This is a genomic window from Exiguobacterium sp. s133 (assembly GCF_018618595.1).
Classification (GTDB): Bacteria; Bacillota; Bacilli; order Exiguobacteriales; family Exiguobacteriaceae; genus Exiguobacterium_A; species Exiguobacterium_A oxidotolerans.
Genome location: NZ_JACSMK010000001.1, coordinates 162,460 through 184,151, shown reverse-complemented (window position 1 = coordinate 184,151; position 21,692 = coordinate 162,460). Strand labels below are relative to the sequence as shown.

25 protein-coding genes are annotated in these 21,692 nt (G+C 46.3%); all 25 read left to right on the top strand.

The annotated features are described in order from the left end of the window. Positions 1-918, top strand: coding sequence for a succinate--CoA ligase subunit alpha (gene sucD, locus KNP96_RS00915; protein ID WP_088837375.1), 918 nt, complete (start codon positions 1-3; stop codon positions 916-918). A 64-nt stretch (positions 919-982) separates the two neighbouring features. After that, positions 983-1,810, top strand: a complete 828-nt coding sequence (gene dprA, locus KNP96_RS00910) for a DNA-processing protein DprA (protein WP_214768595.1) — start codon at positions 983-985, stop codon at positions 1,808-1,810. Between the two features lie 47 nt (positions 1,811-1,857). Further along, a complete protein-coding gene (topA, locus tag KNP96_RS00905) occupies positions 1,858-3,954 on the top strand; it encodes a type I DNA topoisomerase (RefSeq protein ID WP_088837373.1) in 2,097 nt (698 codons plus the stop codon). Between the two features lie 3 nt (positions 3,955-3,957). After that, the gene (trmFO, locus tag KNP96_RS00900) at positions 3,958-5,262 is read left to right on the top strand and encodes an FADH(2)-oxidizing methylenetetrahydrofolate--tRNA-(uracil(54)-C(5))-methyltransferase TrmFO (protein ID WP_214765154.1); all 1,305 of its coding nucleotides are present in this window, start codon (positions 3,958-3,960) and stop codon (positions 5,260-5,262) included. Between the two features lie 171 nt (positions 5,263-5,433). Further along, positions 5,434-6,312 (top strand): tyrosine recombinase XerC, encoded by an 879-nt coding sequence (locus tag KNP96_RS00895; protein WP_214768594.1) that lies wholly within the window; start codon positions 5,434-5,436, stop codon positions 6,310-6,312. Positions 6,313-6,325: 13 nt separating this feature from the next. Beyond that, complete coding sequence (gene hslV, locus KNP96_RS00890; protein WP_029330826.1) at positions 6,326-6,877, top strand: ATP-dependent protease subunit HslV; 552 nt, start codon at positions 6,326-6,328, stop codon at positions 6,875-6,877. Then, positions 6,864-8,243, top strand: coding sequence for an ATP-dependent protease ATPase subunit HslU (gene hslU / locus KNP96_RS00885; protein WP_029330824.1), 1,380 nt, complete (start codon positions 6,864-6,866; stop codon positions 8,241-8,243). Before hslV ends, hslU begins: the two co-directional genes overlap by 14 nt. Positions 8,244-8,259: 16 nt before the next feature. Further along, positions 8,260-9,039, top strand: coding sequence for a GTP-sensing pleiotropic transcriptional regulator CodY (codY, locus tag KNP96_RS00880; protein ID WP_029330822.1), 780 nt, complete (start codon positions 8,260-8,262; stop codon positions 9,037-9,039). A gap of 244 nt (positions 9,040-9,283) precedes the next feature. Then, complete coding sequence (gene flgB, locus KNP96_RS00875; protein ID WP_088837369.1) at positions 9,284-9,646, top strand: flagellar basal body rod protein FlgB; 363 nt, start codon at positions 9,284-9,286, stop codon at positions 9,644-9,646. A 2-nt stretch (positions 9,647-9,648) separates the two neighbouring features. Further along, entirely contained in the window at positions 9,649-10,047 is a 399-nt protein-coding gene (gene flgC / locus KNP96_RS00870) for a flagellar basal body rod protein FlgC (protein WP_029330818.1), read from the top strand. Between the two features lie 15 nt (positions 10,048-10,062). Next, positions 10,063-10,353 carry a flagellar hook-basal body complex protein FliE gene (gene fliE / locus KNP96_RS00865; RefSeq protein ID WP_088837367.1) on the top strand — a complete coding sequence of 97 codons (291 nt, stop codon included), beginning with the start codon at positions 10,063-10,065 and terminating at the stop codon, positions 10,351-10,353. 28 nt (positions 10,354-10,381) lie between these two features. Next, entirely contained in the window at positions 10,382-11,950 is a 1,569-nt protein-coding gene (fliF, locus tag KNP96_RS00860) for a flagellar basal-body MS-ring/collar protein FliF (RefSeq protein WP_214768593.1), read from the top strand. A gap of 4 nt (positions 11,951-11,954) precedes the next feature. Next, the gene (fliG, locus tag KNP96_RS00855) at positions 11,955-12,962 is read left to right on the top strand and encodes a flagellar motor switch protein FliG (RefSeq protein ID WP_029330812.1); all 1,008 of its coding nucleotides are present in this window, start codon (positions 11,955-11,957) and stop codon (positions 12,960-12,962) included. Beyond that, positions 12,946-13,671, top strand: a complete 726-nt coding sequence (locus tag KNP96_RS00850; protein WP_214765148.1) for a FliH/SctL family protein — start codon at positions 12,946-12,948, stop codon at positions 13,669-13,671. The genes fliG and KNP96_RS00850 overlap by 17 nt, the downstream gene beginning before the upstream one ends. Beyond that, complete coding sequence (fliI, locus tag KNP96_RS00845; protein ID WP_088837364.1) at positions 13,664-14,977, top strand: flagellar protein export ATPase FliI; 1,314 nt, start codon at positions 13,664-13,666, stop codon at positions 14,975-14,977. Before KNP96_RS00850 ends, fliI begins: the two co-directional genes overlap by 8 nt. Before the next feature lie 12 nt (positions 14,978-14,989). Continuing rightward, a complete protein-coding gene (locus KNP96_RS00840; RefSeq protein ID WP_088837363.1) occupies positions 14,990-15,424 on the top strand; it encodes a flagellar export protein FliJ in 435 nt (144 codons plus the stop codon). Positions 15,425-15,459: 35 nt separating this feature from the next. Continuing rightward, the gene (locus KNP96_RS00835) at positions 15,460-15,978 is read left to right on the top strand and encodes a MotE family protein (protein WP_251131908.1); all 519 of its coding nucleotides are present in this window, start codon (positions 15,460-15,462) and stop codon (positions 15,976-15,978) included. A 15-nt stretch (positions 15,979-15,993) separates the two neighbouring features. Then, positions 15,994-17,100 (top strand): flagellar hook-length control protein FliK, encoded by a 1,107-nt coding sequence (locus KNP96_RS00830; protein ID WP_214768592.1) that lies wholly within the window; start codon positions 15,994-15,996, stop codon positions 17,098-17,100. Continuing rightward, positions 17,093-17,560 carry a flagellar hook capping FlgD N-terminal domain-containing protein gene (locus KNP96_RS00825; RefSeq protein WP_029330801.1) on the top strand — a complete coding sequence of 156 codons (468 nt, stop codon included), beginning with the start codon at positions 17,093-17,095 and terminating at the stop codon, positions 17,558-17,560. Before KNP96_RS00830 ends, KNP96_RS00825 begins: the two co-directional genes overlap by 8 nt. After that, complete coding sequence (gene flgG, locus KNP96_RS00820; protein WP_088837360.1) at positions 17,560-18,456, top strand: flagellar basal body rod protein FlgG; 897 nt, start codon at positions 17,560-17,562, stop codon at positions 18,454-18,456. The genes KNP96_RS00825 and flgG overlap by 1 nt, the downstream gene beginning before the upstream one ends. Next, positions 18,453-18,689 carry a flagellar FlbD family protein gene (locus KNP96_RS00815; protein WP_088837359.1) on the top strand — a complete coding sequence of 79 codons (237 nt, stop codon included), beginning with the start codon at positions 18,453-18,455 and terminating at the stop codon, positions 18,687-18,689. The genes flgG and KNP96_RS00815 overlap by 4 nt, the downstream gene beginning before the upstream one ends. Next, a complete protein-coding gene (locus KNP96_RS00810) occupies positions 18,664-19,113 on the top strand; it encodes a flagellar basal body-associated FliL family protein (RefSeq protein ID WP_029330792.1) in 450 nt (149 codons plus the stop codon). Before KNP96_RS00815 ends, KNP96_RS00810 begins: the two co-directional genes overlap by 26 nt. Positions 19,114-19,122: 9 nt before the next feature. After that, positions 19,123-20,106 (top strand): flagellar motor switch protein FliM, encoded by a 984-nt coding sequence (fliM, locus tag KNP96_RS00805; RefSeq protein ID WP_088837358.1) that lies wholly within the window; start codon positions 19,123-19,125, stop codon positions 20,104-20,106. A gap of 1 nt (position 20,107) precedes the next feature. Beyond that, positions 20,108-21,256, top strand: a complete 1,149-nt coding sequence (fliY, locus tag KNP96_RS00800) for a flagellar motor switch phosphatase FliY (protein WP_214768591.1) — start codon at positions 20,108-20,110, stop codon at positions 21,254-21,256. Between the two features lie 12 nt (positions 21,257-21,268). Then, a complete protein-coding gene (locus KNP96_RS00795) occupies positions 21,269-21,634 on the top strand; it encodes a response regulator (RefSeq protein WP_029330789.1) in 366 nt (121 codons plus the stop codon). The last annotated feature ends 58 nt before the right edge of the window (positions 21,635-21,692 follow it).

The following is a 21,692-nucleotide window of genomic DNA, read 5'->3' as shown; positions in this document are numbered from 1 at the left end:
ATGAGTATTTGGGTAAACGAATCAACAAAAGTGATCATTCAAGGAATTACAGGTAATCAAGGGATGTTCCACGGTGAACAAATGATTGATTACGGAACGAACCTCGTCGGTGGTGTTACACCAGGTAAAGGCGGAACAGAAGTGCTCGGTGGCGTGCCTGTCTTTGATACGGTTGCGCAAGCAGTCGCTAAAACAGGGGCAAATGCATCGATTATCTATGTACCACCAGCATTCGCTGCGGATGCAATCATGGAAGCAGCGGATTCAGACATCGCTCTCATCATCTGTATCACAGAAGGAATTCCAGTTCTTGATATGGTAAAAGTAAAACGTTATCTTGACGGAAAACCAGTTCGTTTGATTGGTCCGAACTGTCCTGGCGTTATCACACCGGGTGTCGCGAAACTTGGCATCATGCCTGGTTACATCCACACACCAGGTCATGTCGGAATCGTTTCACGTTCTGGGACATTGACGTATGAAGCTGTTCACCAATTGACGACGGCTGGAATCGGTCAATCGACTGCTGTCGGTATCGGTGGTGATCCTGTCAATGGGACAGACTTCATCGACACGCTCAAAGCGTTCAATGAAGATCCTGAAACAAAAGCGGTCATCATGCTTGGTGAAATCGGTGGTACGGCAGAAGAAGAAGCGGCTGAGTGGGTCAAAGCCAACATGACGAAGCCGGTCATCGGATTCATCGGTGGACAAACTGCTCCTGAGGGAAAACGTATGGGTCATGCGGGTGCCATCATCTCAGGTGGTAAAGGTACGGCATCGGAAAAAATCAAGACACTTCGTGCAAATGGTATCGAAGTCGCAGACTCTCCGGCAGTCATTGGTGAAACGTTAATTCGTGTCATCAAAGATGCTGGTATCTACGATCAATGTGTCACGGGTTCAACGGTCAAATAAAAACGTCGAGAGCTGTCCTGAAGATTCAGGACGGCTTTCTTCTATATAAAAGGAGTGTATGTTAATGGAGCGAGAATGGTATGTCCGATTTGCAGCCTGTCGTGTTCCTTATCCAATCGTCGCCTTAGTAGAACAATACGGTATTTTATCGGTCGCTGATCTTCCGACAAATGCCGAGAGTAAAAAGCGATATCAAGCAGCTCTTTCGCTCGAACACCTCCCGTCTCAGTTACTTGTTCCGACCGATCCCGAGTTCCCGCAACAATTACTCCACATACCACGACCGATTTACGGTCTGTATTACGTAGGTGACCCGTCGCTTCTGCGTCACCCTTTAATCAGCATCATCGGTAGCCGAACCCCATCCCCGTCCCATAAAGAACGTCTATCGTTCTTACGCCCGTTTTTTAATTCCCCTTTCGTCACTGTCTCTGGTGGAGCTTACGGGATTGATTCCCTCGTCCATCGCCTTTCCTTGAAGTATGACCAACCAACCATCGCCGTCATGGCAACAGGACTCGATTCTCTTTATCCGAAGCAACACGCGGCCCTCTTTAATCGCATCGCACAAGCTGGTTTGTTGCTCTCCGAGTACCCTCCCGAGACCCCCATTCAAAAATTCCAATTTTTAGAACGTAATCGCATCATTGCTGGATTATCATCAGCCCTCGTCATCGTCGAAGCAGCGTTGAAAAGCGGAACGATGAACACGGCAGGACACGCCCTCGACCAAGGGAAAGACGTCTATTGCTTGCCGGGTTGTCCGACTGAAAAAATGTTTTGTGGAACGAATCAATTGATTGCGGAAGGGGCGATTCCGCTCCTGAATCCGGAAGAAGTTTCAAAAAGTATCTTGATGGACGTTGACAAATGGGAATCGAGACTACTATGATAAGTGAGATTAAAATACGAGTACGCCTCTAATAGGGAGCGATTGCAATGGCAAAATATTTAGTAATCGTCGAATCACCTGCAAAGGCAAAAACCATCAAACGTTATCTCGGTTCGAACTATACCGTGAAAGCATCGATGGGGCATGTCATCGATTTGCCAAAAAGCCAAATGGGTGTCGACGTCGAACATGACTATGAACCAAAATATATTACGATTCGTGGTAAAGGTCCGGTCTTGAAAGAATTGAAAACTGCTGCTAAAAAAGCACAAAAAATCTATCTCGCGGCCGACCCTGACCGTGAAGGGGAAGCGATCGCTTGGCATTTAGCGAAAGCCCTCGGTGTCGATGAATCGACAGAGTGTCGGGTCGTCTTCAATGAAATCACAAAAGACGCCATCAAGGATTCGTTCAAGAAACCCCGCAAGATCAACTATGATCTTGTCGACGCGCAACAAGCGCGGCGTATTTTGGACCGTCTTGTTGGGTACAGCATGAGTCCGTTACTTTGGAAGAAAATTAAAAAAGGATTGTCTGCGGGACGTGTTCAATCGGTTGCCGTGAAGATGATTATTGATCGGGAACAAGAAATCAATGCCTTTTTACCAGAAGAGTACTGGACGATTAAACTTGAGCTTGATGCGAACGGTGAAAAACTCGAAGCAAACTTTTATGGCGTCGACGGTAAAAAACGTGAACTCCATTCTGAAGAAGATGTCAACGAGGTGTTGGCAAAACTTTCAGAATCCTTTACGGTCGACTCGGTAACGAAGAAAGAGCGCAAACGTAATCCAGCGTTACCGTTTACAACAAGTTCGCTCCAGCAAGAAGCGGCACGTAAGCTTAATTTCCGGGCGAAGAAAACGATGATGATTGCCCAACAACTCTACGAGGGAATCGAGTTAGGGAAAGAAGGGACAATCGGTTTGATTACGTATATGCGTACCGATTCGACACGAACGTCTGAAACAGCGAACCTCGAAGCGCATGGTTTCATCGAAAATGCGTACGGAAAAGAATACATCGCCAGTGAAAAACGTAAAGAGAAAAAAGCGGCCAATTCACAGGATGCTCACGAAGCAGTTCGTCCGACGTCAACGATGCGTGACCCACAACTCGTTAAATCGTATTTGTCGCGAGACCAGTTCCGACTGTATAAACTCATTTGGGAACGATTCGTCGCCAGTCAAATGGCACCGGCGATTTTAGACACGGTCAAAGTTGATTTGAATTCGAACGATGTCATGTTCCGGGCGAACGGTTCGACCGTCAAGTTCCCTGGTTTCATGAAAGTCTACATCGAGGATACAGATGATGAAGCAGTGACGGACGTCAAAGAAGGACTCTTACCACCACTCGAGGACGGTGAAGTCTTGCAACAGGAATCGATTGACCCGAAACAACACTTCACGCAGCCACCGCCACGCTATACAGAGGCACGTTTAGTACGAGCGATGGAAGAACTCGGGATTGGTCGTCCTTCGACATATGCTCCAACACTCGACACGATTCAAAAACGAGGGTACGTGACGCTCGAAGAAAAGAAATTCTTACCGACTGAACTCGGAGAGCTCGTCATTGATATGATTAGTGATTATTTCCAAGAATTCATCACGGTTCAATTCACGGCAGACATGGAAGCGTTGCTTGATGCGATTGAAAAAGGCGACATGCAGTGGACGGAAGTCGTCGATCCGATTTATAAATCATTCGCGAAACGTTTGACGCGGGCGGAAGCAGAAATCGAGAAAATTGAAATCAAAGATGAACCAGCCGGAGAAGATTGCGAAGTATGCGGTCATGCGATGGTCATCAAGATGGGACGGTACGGCAAGTTCATGGCGTGCTCAAACTTCCCGGAATGCCGAAACACGAAGCCGATCCAAGTCGAGATTGGGGTCAAGTGTCCGACATGTGGTACAGGGGACATCGTCGAACGTCGTAGTAAAAAAGGCCGGTTGTTCTATGGGTGTTCAAATTATCCAGAGTGCGAATTCGTCTCATGGGATAAGCCGGTCGAAGAGCCGTGTCCCGTCTGTAGCAGTATGATGGTACAAAAGAAAATCAAGAACGGTGTAAAAGTAGAATGTACATCTTGTGGACATCATGAAACACGCATCGATCAAGAGCAAGAGGAGGAATGACCGTTGAAACGAGTAACGGTAATTGGCGCCGGGCTCGCAGGTTCTGAAGCAGCATGGCAGCTTGCGAAGCGAGGCGTCCAAGTAGATTTATATGAAATGCGACCGGTGAAGCAGACCCCTGCTCACCATACCGATCAATTTGCAGAGCTCGTCTGTTCGAATTCCTTACGTGCGAATCAATTGACGAATGCAGTTGGTGTATTAAAAGAAGAGATGCGTCAATTAGACTCTCTCATCATGAAAGCGGCTGATTTAGCGAGTGTCCCTGCAGGGGGCGCACTCGCTGTCGATCGGCATGACTTCGCAGGCTATGTGACAGAAACACTGAAGAATCATCCGAACGTCACGGTCCATCATGAAGAGCTAGAAGCGATTCCGGATGGTCCGACGATCGTTGCAACTGGACCACTTACGAGTGCTGCGTTATCTGAATCACTCAAACAGTTCACGGGAGAAGATTATCTGTATTTCTTCGATGCGGCAGCACCGATTCTCGATGGGGATACGATTGATCGAGACAAGGTCTACCTCAAGTCACGCTACGATAAAGGAGAAGCCGCGTACTTGAACTGTCCGATGACAAAAGAAGAGTTTACGCATTTCCATAACGAGCTGATTGCGGCAGAAGTCGTTCCGCTGAAAGAATTTGAAAAAGAAATTTACTTCGAGGGCTGTATGCCATTTGAAGTACTCGCTTCACGCGGACCAAAAACATTGTTGTTCGGACCAATGAAACCGGTCGGTCTTGAAGACCCGAAAACAGGCGAACGTCCTTACGCAGTCGTTCAGCTTCGTCAAGATAACTCGGCTGGAACACTCTTCAACCTCGTCGGTTTCCAAACGCACTTGAAGTGGGGCGAGCAAAAGCGGATCATCCGTTTGATTCCTGGTTTAGAAAATGCCGAAATCGTCCGATATGGTGTCATGCACCGGAATACGTTCGTCAATTCACCGAACTTATTGCAAGCGACGTATCAAACACGGACACGACATGATTTATTCTTTGCCGGTCAAATGACAGGGGTCGAAGGATATGTCGAGTCAGCAGCATCCGGTTTGACGGCAGGAATCAATGCGGCACGGTTAGTGAATGAAGCAGATCCAATCGCGTTCCCGAAAGAGACGATGATGGGGGCGATGGCGCACTACATCACGACGACCGAAGGAAAGAACTTCCAACCGATGAACGCGAACTTTGGACTTGTTCCCGGGCTCGTCGGTCATCCAGTCCGAATGAAGAAACCTGAGAAATATGCGCTCCTCGCAGAACGAGCGTTAGAATCCATCAAAGACTTTACCGATATGTAAAGAGGATGGGGGAAAAGCCGCAGAAACAGCGGACTTTTCCCCCATTTCTTAATTTTTCATAAAAGCGTGATAATTTCGTCATTTTTTCGGTTTTTGGTCTATTGTCAGACTACTTGCGGTGTGCTATGCTAAGGTCGATTCGAGAACACATGGTCAGGAGGAGGCTCGGAAATGGGATTAGACTCAGAGTTTGAGCGGCTGCGGAAAGACTTTTTGCGGTACGTGCATATCGAACGTCAACTATCTCCGAATACGGGTCGCTCATATGATCAAACCCTTCGACAATACGCCGCTTTTTGCCTCGATCATCAACTACGATCGATTGAATTGGCAACTGCACGGCGTTATTTGTATGCACTCTACGAGCAACAAGCTTCAAAATCGACAATTGCCCAAAAAGTATCATGCTTGAAGCAATTTGGTCGCTTTTTGACGCGCGACACGGATGCAGTCAACCCGTTTGAAGGATTGAAAGCGCCCAAACGTGCCCAATCGTTACCGACCTTTTTAGTTCCATCTGAATACGAACGATTTTTAGAAGCCTTTCGAACGGAAGATACACTAGGCAACCGAAATGTCGCAATGATTGAACTGCTCTATGCGACCGGGATGCGTGTCAGTGAGTTGGCAGGACTAAATCTTCAAGATTTAGATCAAGACTTAGAGTATGTCCATGTATATGGAAAAGGTCGTAAGGAACGCATCACGCCGATTGGTTCTTTCGCTAGACGGACGTTGCAGGTTTACTTGCAAGAGCGTCGAGGAAAAGATGAAAAGGAACAGGCTGTGTTCGTTTCGAAATCGGGACGACGACTGACGACAGACGGTATTCGTAAAATCTTAAAAAAAGGCGATCATTTGCTTTCGAAACATGTGACGCCGCACGCACTTCGACATAGCTTCGCGACAGACCTGTTAGAGAGAGGGGCGGACCTTCGGGCGGTTCAGGAACTCTTAGGTCATGCCTCTCTATCGACGACGGGACTATATACTCATGTAACGACTGAGCGGTTGCGTCATGTTTATCAGCAAGCGCATCCGCGTGCCTAAGGGAGGAAACGGAATGTTTCATGCAACGACGATTTTTGCGATTCAACATAATGGTCAATCCGCGATGAGTGGAGATGGTCAGGTGACATTTGGTAATCAAGTCATCATGAAGAAAAGTGCAAAGAAAGTAAGACGCCTTTATGGGGGAAAAGTGATTGCAGGATTTGCTGGAAGTGTAGCAGATGCCTTTACGCTGTTTGAGAAGTTTGAAGCGAAGCTAGAGATGTATAATGGTAATCTCCAACGTGCCGCAGTCGAGCTAGCAAAAGAATGGCGCGGCGACAAAATGTTACGTCAACTCGAAGCATTGCTACTCGTCATGGACGGGACACATTTACTGCTCGTTTCCGGAAATGGTGAAGTCATCGAACCGGATGATGGAATTCTTGCAATCGGTTCAGGCGGTAATTACGCGCTTGCTGCTGGTCGAGCATTGGCACGTCACGCTGGACAGATGTCAGCAGAAGAAATCGCACGAGCCGCTCTTGAAACAGCCGGAGAGCTCTGCGTGTTCACGAATGATCAAATTGTTTTAGAGACGATTGGAGGAAGTGCAGATGCATGAATTGACACCAAAACAAATCGTAGCCAAATTAGATGAGCACGTCGTTGGACAATCGGATGCGAAACGCGCCGTCGCAATCGCACTTCGTAATCGGTACCGTCGCCAATTACTCGACCCGGCATTACGCGACGAAGTAACACCTAAAAATATTTTGATGATTGGACCGACTGGAGTCGGAAAGACGGAAATCGCAAGACGTCTAGCGAAACTCGTTCGCGCACCATTCGTTAAGATCGAAGCGACAAAATTCACAGAAGTCGGATACGTCGGTCGTGACGTTGAATCAATGGTTCGTGATTTAGTCGAAGCTTCACTCCGACTTGTCAAAGATGAGAAGAAAGAAGCCTTAAAAGATCGAGCAGAAGCCGTTGCGAACGAACGGATCGTGGATGCGTTAGTCGGGAAAAAATCGACGTCGGGTCTTGGTGGTGGAAGTAATCCATTCGAAATGTTGTTTGGTGGTAATCAAGCACAACCTGAACAAGAAACAGCGAATGATACGGCGGACCGCTCAGTCATTCGTCAACAATTAATCAGTGGTCAACTAGAAGACCGCATGATTGATGTCGACGTCGAAGAGCGCCAAATGGATTTATTTTCGGGACAACAAGGGATGGAAGGCTTATCAAACTTACAAGATATGCTAGGTCAAGTCATGCCGAAGAAAACGAAAAAAAGACAACTGACCGTCAAAGAAGCACGACCGATTTTGACTGCTGAAGAAGCGGAACGTTTACTTGACTTAAACGAAGTCCATGACGAAGCCGTTCGACGTGCGGAGCAGATGGGGATCATCTTCGTCGATGAAATCGATAAAATTGCAACGAAAGGTCAAGATAGCGCCGGCGTTTCACGCGAAGGTGTCCAGCGAGATATCTTACCAATCGTCGAAGGCTCGACCGTCGTGACGAAATACGGCTCGGTCAAAACGGACCATATGTTGTTTATCGCCGCAGGAGCGTTCCATATGGCGAAGCCGTCTGATCTCATTCCAGAGTTACAAGGACGTTTCCCGATTCGAGTCGAGTTGGATAGTTTAACGGAAGAAGACTTCGTCAAGATTTTGACAGAACCGAATCAAGCGTTACTGAAACAATACAAAGCGTTGCTTGGAGCAGAACAGGTCCACGTCACCTTTACCGAGGATGCGATTCGTCAAATCGCGCGGATTGCTGCTCAGGTCAATGATGAAACTGATAATATCGGTGCACGACGTTTATATACAATCATGGAACGGGTGTTAGAGGAACTATCCTTTGAAGCGGCAGATATGCCAGAGTCGGATGTTACGATCACACCACAATATGTAATGGACCGAGTTGGAAAAGTAGCAGATGATCGTGACTTAAGTCAGTTCATCTTATAAGTGGAGGAAGAAAATCATGAATTTATTGGCAAAAACACGAAAGCTTAATACGATGTTACAACAGGAAGCTAGTACACATGTAGACTTTAAAATTATGGCGGAACGGTTAAGTGAAGTCATGGAGTCGAATACATTCATCGTTAGCCGCCGTGGGAAATTACTCGGTATTGCCATCAAGCAACAAATTGAGAATGCACGAATCCGTGGATTCCTCGAAGAACGTCAATTCCCAGAAGACTACACAAAACGTTTATTTAACGTCATGGAAACGACAGCGAATATTACGATTGATAGTGAACATACGGCATTCCCGATTGATAATCGTGATACGTTCGAATCATCTAAAACAACAATCGTTCCAATCATCGGAGGCGGCGAACGCTTAGGGACACTCGTCCTCGGACGAATGGTCGATGATTTCGACGAAGAAGATCTCGTCCTAGCTGAATATGGAGCGACGGTAGTCGGTATGGAGATTCTTCGAGAGAAGGCACATGAAGCTGAGGATAAAGCACGTAAAAAAGCTGTCGTCCAAATGGCAATCAACTCGTTATCATATTCAGAGCTTGAAGCAATCGAGCATATTTTTGAAGAACTCGACGGCAATGAAGGATTACTCGTCGCATCAAAAATTGCAGACCGTGTCGGGATTACACGTTCCGTCATCGTCAATGCACTGCGCAAGCTTGAAAGTGCGGGTGTCATCGAATCGCGTTCACTCGGTATGAAAGGGACGTATATCAAAATCTTAAACGATAATTTCCTCTATGAATTAGAACGGATTAAATCAAACTAAACAACGAAAACTGGAATCGATCAAGAAGACCTAGTAAATACTAGGTCTTCTTTTCTTATATAGGTATTATTTATCATTTTTATAAGAAAAGGTAATAAAAAACAGGAATTTAACATCTCATTACCCTGATTTTCAAAAAAGTTCTTTCCAAACATTGACCTATTTGTTTCAATTATTTCAGAAGTGTTACTAATGATTACAAAAAAACTAAATACTCGATATAAAATCAAGTGGAGGTTAAGGGATGAATTGGTTAGGCTCAGATTATTCACTCATGACACAAGCCGTCGATCGGACGGTTGCAGCTCAAAAAGTAATCTCAACGAATATTGCGAATGTGGATACACCCGGATACAAAGCAAAACGCCTCGTTTTTGGTGATGTATTGAATTCAGAGATGAAAATGAGTTTACAACGACATGCGACGATTAATACTTCAGGAACGGTCGTCGAACAAAGCACATCGATGCGAAATGATGGAAATGGCGTCGATATTGACCTTGAGATGTCTGAATTATCACGCAATCAAATTGAATATGAAGCGCTAGTCGAACAATTGAATCGTAAATTCTCTGGCATTCAATCTGTTATTCGAGGAGGGCGATAAAGATGACGATGTTCTCAGGATTTCATACATCCGCTACAGGATTAACAGCGCAGCGGCTCCGACTCGATACGGTATCAGCAAACATCGCCAATGCTCAAACGACACGAGGCGAACTCGTGAATGGAGAATGGCAACCGTATGCACGAAAATTAGCCGTATTAAAAGAAACAGGTAACGGCGTCACAGTCAGTGAAATCCGGAAGGATCAAGAGCCGTTTAAATTAGAGTACAATCCAAACCACCCAGATGCAGACGAACTTGGCTATGTAAAAATGCCGAACGTGGATTTATTGAAGGAAATGGTCGATATGATGGGCGCGACCCGCTCGTATGAAGCAAACGTCACGGCGCTGAATGCGACAAAGGCGATGTTAGTAAAAGCGATGGAAATCGGTAAATAACGAGGAGATGACATCATGGCAATTCAACCTATTCAAGGGATGCAACAAATGGTCTTACCATCACAATCAGTCGCTAAGGCGTCCCCAGGAGATTTTAGCGATGTGCTAAGCCAAGCTATTAACGGCTTGAACGACGCGCAACAAGCATCCTCACAAGCACGTGTGGACCTTGCGACAGGGAAGACAACGGATCTACATAACATCATGATTAAAACAGAAGAAGCATCGCTTTCTATGCAACTCGCCATTGAAGTCCGGAATAAAGGGATTGAGGCATACCAAGAAATGATGCGTATGCAACTGTGACTGCTAAGGAAAGCGTGGGAGATGTTTGATGAACGAACGGCTAAAGGCGCGTTTTAGCGCAATCAACACGACATGGAACGAATGGTCACTCGCAAAAAAAGCGACCATCATCGGTATTACCTTAATCATTTTATCAGCTCTTATTGCTGCCATCATTTGGTTGTCGACACCGACAATGACGCCATTGTATTCAAAACTATCACCGCAAGAGGCTGGACAAGTCACTGAAAAATTAAATGAAGATGGCGTTCGTTCGGAAGTTGTGACAGCTTCAGACGGAGTGACGATTCTTGTGCCGGAGGCGAATGCGGAAAATTTGAAAGTAGAGTTGGCTACTGCTGGCATACCGAAGTCCGGTCAAATCGATTATTCATTCTTCAGTGAAAATGCCGGGTTTGGTACGACTGACAAGGAAATGAATATTTTAGAGCGCGATACGATGCAGACTGAACTTGAGAACTTGATTACGCAAGTAAACGGGATTGATGCAGCGAAGGTAATGATTACACTTCCTGAAAAAAGCGTCTTTTTATCAGACGCCGAAGAGACGTCAACCGTATCGGTTGTGTTAACGTCAAGCGCTGGGAGTGATTTGAATCAACAGACTGTACAAGGTCTTTACCACCTAATCGCAAAAAGTATTCCTAATTTGAAAGAAGAAAATATTACAATCATGGATCAGTACTTTACGTACTACGAACCGGGCCAGGGAACACAGACGGCTGGGGGCGCAGATCCGATGCAATTAAAGAAAACAACGGAAAATGATTTACGAAAACAAATTCAACAAATGTTATCCGTCGTTCTCGGACCACAAAAAGCGCTCGTGTCAGTCACGGCAGACGTCGATGTCACACAGCGCCAAGAAGAACAAAAACTAGTCGAACCCGTTGACCCTGATAAAATCGAGGGGATTGTAACTTCGGCAGAAAAGGTTGCCGAAGCCTACACGGGTGCAGCGAATGAAGGAACAGCCGGTACTGGTGAAAATGAGACCATCAACTTCCCGGCCGGTACAGGAACGACAGGTGATACGAGTGAGAAAACGCACGATATCATCAATTATGAAGTAAACCGGATTACGAAACAGATTACGGGAGCACCTTATGAAATACGTGATTTAGGTATTCAAGTCATCGTTGAACCACCAAAAGGTCAAGCTCAAATCGATCCGCAACTTCAAACGGACCTTCAAACGATGCTCTACTCGATTATTCGGACGTCCATCACGAAAACGGATGCAAAAGCGACGTTGACGGATGCCGAATTGACGAACAAGGTCGTCGTCATGTCCCGACCGTTCGCTGAAACACCAACACAAAAAGCGACGACTACAGTCACGCCGATGTGGGTTTGGTTCGCGCTTGGTGCAGCAGCACTGATCGTCATCGGCGCCATCTTCATGATGATGCGACGACGTCGTACGACGGAAGTCGAAGAATTAGAAGAATGGACACCAATCGAAACAGAGATTCCAGAACTATCGACAGAAGATACGAGTGGCGGAGCAGTCAAACGGAAACAGCTTGAAAAATTAGCATCCTCAAATCCAGATGAATTTGCGAAGTTATTACGCACATGGTTAGCGGAGGATTGATGAGATGAAGAAACTAGATATGAATAGTCGTGAGAAAGCAGCGATCTTGATGATTTCGTTAGGTCCAGAAGTGGCGGCGAACGTCTACAAACATTTGACTGAAGAAGAAATGGAATGGTTGACACTCCAAATTTCGAGCATGAAACGAATTGATCCTGAAGAAAAACTAGAAGTACTCGAAGAATTTCATGAGTTGGCAACGGCGCAAAACTACATTACGCAAGGTGGTATCGGCTTTGCGAAAAATGTGCTTGAAAAAGCATTAGGTGAAGAAAAAGCGATGGAATTGATTCATCGATTAACTTCGACCTTGCAAGTCCGGCCGTTCGAGTTTGCCCGTAAAGCAGATCCGAAGCAATTACTGAACTTCATTCAAAACGAACATCCACAGACGATTGCACTCGTCTTGGCACATCTCGACCCGGGAAAGTCCGGTCAGATTCTTTCGGAGCTTCCAGCTGAGGCGCAATCGGATGTAGCACGACGAATTGCAACGATGGACCGAATGAACCCGGAAATCATCAGCGAAGTCGAACAGATTCTTGAGCGGAACTTATCTCAAGCCGGTATGCAAGATTATGCGCAGTCTGGTGGTATCGAGGCAGTCGTTCAAGTATTGAACGGTGTCGATCGGACGACGGAACGGACAATCCTCGATACGCTCGAAATTCAGGATCCGGAACTCGCCGAAGAAATCAAAAAACGAATGTTTGTCTTCGAAGATATTGTCACACTCGATGCACGAGCAATCCAACGAATCATCCGCGAAGTTTCAAACGAAGATTTGTTGCTTGCGCTTAAAGTCTCGTCGGACGATGTCAAAGAAATGGTGTACCGAAACATGTCTCAGCGAATGGTCGAATCGTTCAAAGAAGATATGGAATTCATGGGACCCGTCAGATTGCGCGATGTCGAAGAAGCTCAAAGCCGAATCGTTGGAATCATTCGTCGCCTAGAGGATATGGGTGAAATCGTCGTCGCACGTGGTGGAGGAGATGATATCGTTGTCTAACGTCATTAAACGACAAATTGTCATCGAAGGTCATCAGCGCACAATTCTTCATCAAGAAGAGCGAGCGATTGAACGGGATGCCGAGCCGAGTATTTCTTATGAGGCGTTGATGGCAAAAGGTCAAAATGAGCTCGACGAGCAACTTCAGCTGATGCGTCAACAAGAAGAAGCGCGTCGACAGGCTTTTGAACAGGAACGTGAAATGGCTTTACAGGAAGCGAAGGAACAAGGCTATCAAGCGGGTTATGAGCGAGGGCAGCAAGACGGACTAGACGCTTATGCACGAAAACTCGAGGAAACGAATCAATTTGCAATGCGTCTTGAGCAGATGCAGACGGACCGCTTGTTAGCGATGGAAGATGAATTATGTGTATTGTCACTGCAAGTGACCCATCATTTTTTAGAAAAATTACATGATACAGATGAGGAAGCACTCTATCAATCGATTCACCAATTGATTATTCAGTTCCGTGACCGTGAAAAGATCATTGTTTACACGTCTGCAGAAGATTTTGAACGGGTTGTATTACTGGATGAACGTCTACATACGATTTTAGGTGGTGCTGCGACAATCAGCTTACGAATTGATCCGGAACTCGCGCCTCGCGATTTCCGTATCGATTCAGAAAATGGAGCGATTACGGGCGGGCTTACTTCTAGTTATGAGGCATTGATTAACCAGGTGACTGAGGTGCTACAAGATGTATAACGTGAAGCAGTTGCAAGCGGCCGTTCGAGATATTCGGACGGATGACTTAGTCCGGCATTCCGGTAAAGTCGTGCAAGTAATCGGTTTAATGATTGAATCACGAGGACCGACGGCAGTCGCAATCGGGGAACGGTGTTTGATTCAACTGCACCGAGGTCAAGAAATCGAAGCAGAGGTTGTCGGCTTCCGAGAAGGGCACGTCTTATTGATGCCTTACGGTGAAACGACAGCGATTGCACCAGGATCAATCGTCATCGCAACAGGAAAACCACTTCACGTACCCGTCGGTGAGGAACTGATCGGGAAAGTATTAGATGGATTAGGTCGAGCACTTGATGGTGAGGAGTTGACTCACCTCCGGACAACATCAATCGTGCGAAAACCACCGAGTCCACTTGAACGACCACGTATCAATGAAGTGTTGTCGACAGGTATCCGCGCCATTGATGGTCTGTTGACAGTCGGTCAAGGGCAACGCGTCGGTTTGTTTGCCGGGTCTGGTGTCGGGAAATCAACACTGCTCGGAATGATTGCAAAACGTTCGACTGCTGACATCAATGTGATCGCCTTGATTGGAGAGCGAGGGCGGGAAGTGAAAGAGTTCATCGAAGCGGAGTTGGGCGAAGAAGGGATGAAGCGTTCCATCATCGTCGTCGCGACGAGTGACCAACCACCGCTTGTCCGTTTAAAAGGAGCCTATACGGCGACAGCAATCGCAGAATACTTTCGGGATCAAGGTAAGAATGTCGTCTTGATGATGGACTCCGTTACGCGGTTCGCGATGGCGCAACGTGAAATCGGTCTAGCGACAGGAGAACCGCCTGCTTCAAAAGGATACACGCCGAGTGTATTCGCTCTACTACCTCAGTTACTCGAACGAAGCGGAAAGACGACAGCCGGGTCGATTACAGCTTTTTATACCGTACTCGTCGATGGAGACGACATGAACGAACCGATTGCGGATGCAGTCCGCGGGATTTTAGATGGTCACTTTGTCCTTGATCGAAGTTTGGCGAACAAAGGGCAGTATCCGGCGATTCATGTTTTACGTTCGATTAGCCGGGTTATGAATCAAATCACATCGACGGAACATAAAGACAGTGCGATCGTCTTTCGGCAATTGCTCTCGACATACTTAGATGCAGAAGACTTGATCAATATCGGTGCATATAAAAGTGGGACAAACCCTGAAATCGATCGTGCCGTCGAAAAATATCCGGAATTAATCGGCTTTTTGAAGCAACGTGTTGAAGAAGGAAGTCAATTTGAAGAAGCCATGAACCGTTTAATCACGACGATTCGCTAAGGAGGAAAAGGCATGAAAACAATATATGAGCGAATCATTCCTTTAGCCGAGGCGGAGAAAGATCGTGTATCGAAACAAACGGCTGAAAAAAAGAAACGCTACGAGATTGAAGTCGAAAAGTTGTATCACCTGCTCGTTCGTTACGAAACATTTTTGAAGGCACAAAATGAGACGGGTACCGTCGAATTACTCGCTTCTCAATACCGTGAACGTGCGCGTGACGTCGTCAAACAGCAAATCGAACGTCAACAATTATATGTCACTCAAGCAAAAAATCAGTATGAACGCGCACAAGTCGATTTAAAAGAAGCGATGATTGAGGAAAAGAAGTTCACGCGTCTTCAGGCGAATCAACTAGAAGAAGCACGGCAAATCAATGCACTACTCGAACAAAATCAATTAGATGAACTGGCACTGTTACAGTTTGGAAGAGGGCGGACATCATAAGTAATTCAAAATCATCGAAACAATGGATTTTACCGTTGTTGATCATTCCCTTGATCTTAATCTTAGGTACAGCCTATCTCGTGCTCAATTATGCTAACGGTCGTCCGATGCTTGCACTCCCGTTTTCGACAGAGGAAACGTCGAAACAAACGAAGGGAACGCCTGGTAAGGAAACGTCTGATTTAGAAAATCGATTAAAAATAGCGAATCAAGAAATTAAAAAATTGCGAAATGAAGCGACGGAACAAGCGGATACACTCAAAGTGAAAGAACAAGAGATTACGCGATTAATCGCGGAGCGCGATCAATTAAAACAAACGCCTTTCCCGGATAAAACAACCGAGGAAGACAAGAAGACAACAAAAACGGCAAGTGTGACCGATGTTTATGCAGAGATGTCGCCTAAGGAAGCAGCGACAATCTTAAATGAACTCAGTCCGACAGAGGTCGTTCCTATCATCGAGACTATCGATGCGGAACAACAAGCAGCCATCATCGCAAAAATGGATGCGAAAAAGGCTGCGGCATTGACGCAACTACTCGCGACGAAATAGAGGTGAGCGAACACGATGAATTTGACAGATGTGCAACAAAATCAAACAGTCAAAGGTACGGCGAAATCAGTCGGTCAAAGTGCTCCTTCGGCTGAAGGCATGGGGAGTTTTGCTTCTTTGCTACAACTGTTCACGACGCCAGAACCAAGTCTTCTGCCTGAGAACACCGTCCCTAGCACGACGATGCCACAATCAAATGAAGGTCAGCTGGTGAAGATGCTCACAGCACAACCCGAACAAGCCTTGCTTTTACTGGATCATCCACAATTAGAAGCACTAGAGCAGGATCCAAAAGGAATGACGGAGCTCGTACAACTCGTAAAAACGATCCAAGAAGGAGATGCGGAACAAGCGACGGCGATGTTGCAACAATTACCGGCGTCCGTCGGTCAATTGATTACGGCGACAATCGTGTCGATTCTTGGTGTTACAAAACCGGTAGCAGGTCAACTGCAACCAGTAGCAGATATGCCCGTCGGAAAAGGTGTTAAGACAGCGGAAGGTGAATTGAAGACGGGGAGGGTCGTGCAGACGGTTCTTCCGGTGACACGACAAGTCGCCATGGCTCAAACCTTACCGGCTTCGATGAAGTTAGGCGAAGGCTTGACGCGTAGTGAGCCGTTGAAAGGAACAGTTGATTCGGAAGGGACGGCGTTACCGCTCGCCTTTTCTTCGACACTGTTCGTGAAAAGCGATCGTACCGTTACGATGCCTCCCCTCGTTCCGCAAAGTAATGTCGATGAACAATTGGCAAAACGAATCGAAGCAGCACTCCAACAAGCCCCGTTCTTAAAAGGAGCAGACGGTTCGACACGAATGTCGATTCGTTTATACCCAGAACAGCTAGGTGAAGTCGTCGTTCAACTCGAGCGCAAAGAAGGTGTGTTGACAGTGAAGTTGTTTGCGGGCACCGAGCAGGCAAAACAACTGATTGAGCAACAGCTAGGTAAATTACAAGGTTCGCTGCAACATCAAGCGCCGCTCGTTAAAATCGAGACGGGATTACTTGCCTCGACCGTAAAAGAGTTTGATACATCGACACCACAAGAGCGGCAAGAGACAGCGCAAGAGGAACAACCGAAACCTCAAGATGAGGAGTTAGAGGAGGAAGAAGATGACTGATTCCATTAATGCGGCATCGTCCTACCAGTTGCCGGATAAAACGACAGCTGTCCCGAATAATTCGATGGACAAAGACATGTTCATGAAAATCTTGATTGCCCAGTTATCGAATCAAGATCCGACTGCACCGATGGAAGATAAAGAGTTCATCTCACAAATGGCACAATTTTCTTCCCTTGAACAAATGCAAGCGATTGGAAAAGGGATGGACACGATGGTCTTGAATCAACATGCGAATTCCTTGCTGACATACAGTAATTTAATCGGGAAATCAGTTAGTTACGAAACAGATGGAACGGTTGAGGATGCGACGGGAACGGCGACGGGCGCGACGGTCAAGGAGACAGCGAATGTTATAAGCGTCAAGCGAGACGGAATTGACGTCATCGCGGAACTCTCGAACGGGAAGCAAGTCAGTGTCTATGAATTAACGGAGATTAAAACAAAGGAGGAAAAATAATGTTACGTTCAATGTATTCAGGAATCAGTGGGTTAAAGAACTTCCAGACAAAGCTTGACGTCGTCGGGAATAACATCGCAAACGTCAATACGTTCGGTTACAAAAAGGGGCGGGTTACCTTTAAAGATCTCGTTAACCAATCAGTCGGTTCAGCTTCAGGAGCAGGTGGCGGTGTCGGTGGTACAAACCCGAAACAAGTCGGACTCGGGGCATCAATGTCGACGGTCGATAACGTCTACAACCAAGGCGCACTTCAAAACACGGGACGGACACTCGATGTCGGGATTTCAGGCGAAGGGTTCTATCAAGTGCTTACAGCAGATGGCGTTCGTTACTCGCGTTCAGGAAACTTTTACACGGACTTGCAAGGGAATATCGTCACGGGAGACGGGAACTACCTCGTCGGACTATCTGATCCGCCACCAGCGAATCCAGGACAGCCACCAGCGAACCAAGCAAACTTACCGGCAAACCAGTACGATGCACAAGGACAAATTACGACAAAAGTGAATGATGGCTACATGAAACTCCAAATTCCGACTGGCGCGCAGAACTTAGCAATCGGAAAAGATGGATTGGTCACATTCGTTGATGCGACAGGTGCGTTGCAACGCGTCGGTTACGTCTCGATGGCAAACTTTGCGAACCCGGGTGGACTTGAAAAATCAGGGGTGAACCTCTTTTCAGCCTCACAGAACTCAGGGATTCCAGCAACAGGGACGCCAAGCACGAACGGACTTGGGCAACTGACGTCTGGGACGCTCGAAATGTCGAACGTCGACTTATCGGAAGAGTTTACGGAAATGATTATCGCGCAACGTGGATTCCAGGCAAATACACGGATTATTACGACATCCGACCAAATCTTAGAAGAACTCGTTAACTTGAAACGATGATTACACTGACGACGTTACGTCAAGCACCGCTCGTATTGAATGCTATATTAATCGAATCGATTCGATCGACACCAGATACGACGATTCAACTCGTTGGAGGGCAGACATACATCGTCAAAGAATCGTTAGAAGAGGTAAAAGCGGCAACAATCGATTTTTACCGACAAGTCGGACTAGCGGGCTTGAACAGCATTAGGAGGCTCGAAGATGGCAGAAGAAAAGAAGAAGAGTAAGTTAAAAATACCGTTGATCATGGTTATCGTGGCCCTCATGATGATCGGCGCAGGGTATATGCTCACGAAGTATTGGTTAGTCGGAGATGAAACGGAAGCAAAAGTTGAACAACCGACAGGTGCCGAGCTCGAAGAACGAAGTTTTCAAACAGATGACTTGACGACGAACATCGCAGACGAACGGTTTTTGAATGTTCAGTTTACGATTGTCACGGATGATGTGAAAACGAAGGAAGAGTTAGAACTACGTAAGTTTCAAATCAACAACATCATTCTTGGTGATTTAGCATCGATGAAAAAGCAGGACTTGGATTCAAAACAAGATATGGCAAAGCTTGAAGAAAAATTACGTGGTCAATTCAAAAAACTTCTTCAAGAAGGCGATGTTCAACGCGTCTATACGACGAAAAAAATCATCCAGTGAGGTGGCAGCATGAGCGAAGTATTATCACAACATGAAATTGACGCCTTGCTATCAGCCATTTCGAGCGGAGATATGGAAGTCGAGGAGATACGAAGTCAAGAAGAGGAACGGCGTGTCAAAGTGTATGATTTCAAACGGGCACTTCGTTTCTCAAAAGATCAAATGCGGAACTTGACTCGAATTCATGAGCAATTCGCACGTGTACTGACAACACACTTTTCAGCGCAGCTGAGAACGTACGTCCAGTTCACGGTCAATACGGTCGAACAGTTGCCATACGATGAATTCATCCATTCCATTCCGAACATGACCTTAATCAATCTAGTTAACCTGAAACCGCTCGATGGTAAAGTTATCTTTGAAGTCAACCCGAACATCGCCTATGCAATGCTCGATCGTCTCCTCGGTGGTCCTGGCGAAGGGATGAATAAGATTGAAAATTTGACTGAAATCGAGACACGCATTTTGACACAATTGTTTAAGCGGGCATTCGTACAATATGGCGAAGCTTGGGAGTCAATCACAGAACTAGAAGCAGAGTATGACGATTTAGAAATCAATCCGCAATTCCTTCAACTCGTTTCGCCGAATGAGACGGTAATCCTCGTCTCGATTTATGTGACGGTTGGAGAAGTCAGTGGGACGCTCAATGTCTGTCTTCCGTTCGTCACACTCGAACCGATCATTCCGAAGCTATCGAGTCATTTTTGGATGCAACAAGAAAAACGTAAAGCGGTCGATAACCAAGAATCTGAACAGATGCAAACTCAGTTGATGGGGTCAATCGTCGATTTAAAAGCTGTGCTCGGCCAAACGGAATTGTCGTTTGGAGAATTGTTACACCTCGAGGTAGGCGACTGCCTGTCCCTGAAGACACGTACATCCGACCCGGTTGAATTGTTTGTTGATGATCGGAAAATGTTCAAAGCGCGACCTGGTCTGAATGGGAAGCATCTCGCTTTACAAGTCATACAACGAATTGAGGAGGAATAACATGAGCGATATGCTTTCGCAAGATGAAATCGATGCGTTATTACGCGGGACCCCGTCGGACGACGAGCCGACTGATACAAGTTCGGATGATGGATTAGAAGAATTAGACGAGATGGAAATTGATGCCTTAGGTGAAGTAGGAAATATTTCACTCGGGAATTCAGCAACAGCGTTATCTGCATTACTCAACCAAAAGGTCGAGATCACGACGCCACATGTGCGGATGATCACGATGGACGAATTACGCAGTCGCTATCCGATTCCGCACGTTGCTTTGCGCGTCGGGTACACAGAAGGCTTCAAAGGTGAAAACGTCTTAATCTTGACGCAACGTGACGCATCTGTCATCGCGAACTTGATGATGGGCGGCGACGGGATGGTCGAGGAAAACCATGAAATGGAGCCAATCGCCCTTTCTGCCGTTCAAGAAGCGATGAACCAAATGATGGGAGCAGCGGCGACGTCGATGTCAACGGTCTTCTCGATGCGAATCGATATTTCGCCACCAGCCGTTGAAATTTTCGACTTTTCGCAAGAGAAAAGTATTGTCGACAGCTTTTCTTTATGGGAAAGCATGGTCATCATCGAATTCGATTTAAAAATCGGGACGTTGATCGATTCGAAAATCGTTCAGCTTGCACCACTCGAATTTTCAAAGCAGTTGATTCAGAAATTATTCAGCGCAAGTACGACGACGACTGAAGAAGCAAAAGGTGCGACGCATGAACCGGTTCAACCGTCGCCACAAGTAGCACCGCAACAAACGCAACAAACGCAACAAATGCCACAGCAGGAACAACGTTATGAAACGCCTGTTGCACCGAAGAAGGAACCGGTAGGTGTCAGCCCGGTCCAGTTTGGTCAATTTGAAGAAGTGCAACAAGAAGGCGTACCGGGTAACATCGGGATGTTGTATGATGTACCACTGAATGTAACCGTCGAACTCGGCAGAACACGTCGCTCTGTACGCGACATATTGGAATTGACACAAGGTTCAATCATCGAACTCGATAAGTTGGCTGGAGAGCCGGTTGATGTTTTTGTCAACAATACATTGATTGCGACAGGTGAAGTCGTAGTCATTGAAGAAAACTTTGGAGTACGAATTACAGAAATCGTAAATACAAAAGAACGTCTTCGGATGTTCTAAGGAGGAAATAAGATGAGTGCAAAAGTATTGATCGTAGATGATGCAGCTTTCATGCGAATGATGATTAAGGAAATTTTATCGAAGAATGGGTATGACGTCGTCGGTGAAGCAGAAAATGGTCGCGAAGCCGTAGCGAAATACAAAGAATTAACACCGGATCTCGTCACGCTCGATATCACGATGCCAGAAATGGACGGCATTTCAGCACTAAAAGAAATCAAAGCCTTTAACCCAGCAGCAAAAGTCATCATGTGTTCGGCAATGGGACAACAGTCGATGGTTATCGATGCGATTCAAGCCGGTGCAAAAGACTTCATCGTTAAACCGTTCCAAGCAGACCGTGTGCTTGAAGCCGTTTCGAAAACTGTTTCGTCATGAAAAGACTGACCTTTTTGACCTGTCTCCTGTTGTTCCTGCTCTCAGCACAAGTTGGGGC

Coding starts and splice junctions, on each gene's coding strand:
- fliE (WP_088837367.1), top strand. CDS start 10,063: ATGGCAATTCAACCTATTCAAGGGATGCAACAAATGGTCTTACCATCA.
- codY (WP_029330822.1), top strand. CDS start 8,260: ATGAATTTATTGGCAAAAACACGAAAGCTTAATACGATGTTACAACAG.
- KNP96_RS00895 (WP_214768594.1), top strand. CDS start 5,434: ATGGGATTAGACTCAGAGTTTGAGCGGCTGCGGAAAGACTTTTTGCGG.
- KNP96_RS00825 (WP_029330801.1), top strand. CDS start 17,093: ATGACTGATTCCATTAATGCGGCATCGTCCTACCAGTTGCCGGATAAA.
- fliG (WP_029330812.1), top strand. CDS start 11,955: ATGAAGAAACTAGATATGAATAGTCGTGAGAAAGCAGCGATCTTGATG.
- KNP96_RS00840 (WP_088837363.1), top strand. CDS start 14,990: ATGAAAACAATATATGAGCGAATCATTCCTTTAGCCGAGGCGGAGAAA.
- flgG (WP_088837360.1), top strand. CDS start 17,560: ATGTTACGTTCAATGTATTCAGGAATCAGTGGGTTAAAGAACTTCCAG.
- dprA (WP_214768595.1), top strand. CDS start 983: ATGGAGCGAGAATGGTATGTCCGATTTGCAGCCTGTCGTGTTCCTTAT.
- KNP96_RS00810 (WP_029330792.1), top strand. CDS start 18,664: ATGGCAGAAGAAAAGAAGAAGAGTAAGTTAAAAATACCGTTGATCATG.
- fliY (WP_214768591.1), top strand. CDS start 20,108: ATGAGCGATATGCTTTCGCAAGATGAAATCGATGCGTTATTACGCGGG.
- flgB (WP_088837369.1), top strand. CDS start 9,284: ATGAATTGGTTAGGCTCAGATTATTCACTCATGACACAAGCCGTCGAT.
- flgC (WP_029330818.1), top strand. CDS start 9,649: ATGACGATGTTCTCAGGATTTCATACATCCGCTACAGGATTAACAGCG.
- KNP96_RS00850 (WP_214765148.1), top strand. CDS start 12,946: ATGATATCGTTGTCTAACGTCATTAAACGACAAATTGTCATCGAAGGT.
- fliM (WP_088837358.1), top strand. CDS start 19,123: ATGAGCGAAGTATTATCACAACATGAAATTGACGCCTTGCTATCAGCC.
- KNP96_RS00815 (WP_088837359.1), top strand. CDS start 18,453: ATGATTACACTGACGACGTTACGTCAAGCACCGCTCGTATTGAATGCT.
- KNP96_RS00830 (WP_214768592.1), top strand. CDS start 15,994: ATGAATTTGACAGATGTGCAACAAAATCAAACAGTCAAAGGTACGGCG.
- hslV (WP_029330826.1), top strand. CDS start 6,326: ATGTTTCATGCAACGACGATTTTTGCGATTCAACATAATGGTCAATCC.
- topA (WP_088837373.1), top strand. CDS start 1,858: ATGGCAAAATATTTAGTAATCGTCGAATCACCTGCAAAGGCAAAAACC.
- sucD (WP_088837375.1), top strand. CDS start 1: ATGAGTATTTGGGTAAACGAATCAACAAAAGTGATCATTCAAGGAATT.
- KNP96_RS00795 (WP_029330789.1), top strand. CDS start 21,269: ATGAGTGCAAAAGTATTGATCGTAGATGATGCAGCTTTCATGCGAATG.
- fliI (WP_088837364.1), top strand. CDS start 13,664: ATGTATAACGTGAAGCAGTTGCAAGCGGCCGTTCGAGATATTCGGACG.
- fliF (WP_214768593.1), top strand. CDS start 10,382: ATGAACGAACGGCTAAAGGCGCGTTTTAGCGCAATCAACACGACATGG.